At 25.5% G+C, this 298-nt stretch carries 1 protein-coding gene; it reads right to left on the reverse strand.

Annotation, left to right across the window (positions count from 1 at the left end; genetic code table 11):
* Nucleotides 1-50: 50 nt before the first annotated feature.
* Nucleotides 51-298, reverse strand: a 248-nt coding sequence (locus G3997_RS05215) for a type I restriction endonuclease subunit R, EcoR124 family (protein WP_296649173.1), incomplete at its 5' end; no start/stop codon positions are given.

Genomic DNA, 298 nt, shown 5'->3' on the forward strand with positions numbered 1-298 from the left:
TTTGTTGTTCTTGTTGTTTTTCACTTACTTCCATTTTTCTCTCCTATATTTTAAGCAAATTTTCTAACATGGTCGTAGATAAAGTTTTTAACTTGGTCTACTAATTTTCTTCTAAGTGTAAACTTTGGTTTTAACTCTACTTTTATTTCTTCACTTATTTCTTGTCTATTTATTATTCCAGAGTATTCATATTCTGAAATATAGTCTTTTATTTTATATCTATTAAGTCCAATTTCTTTTGAGAATTCTTCTACATCTTCTTCTCTTTTTACTTCTTCAAATTGTTCATATGCTACAT

The organism is Romboutsia sp. 13368, from assembly GCF_018336475.1.
In the GTDB taxonomy this organism is placed as follows: domain Bacteria; phylum Bacillota; class Clostridia; order Peptostreptococcales; family Peptostreptococcaceae; genus Romboutsia.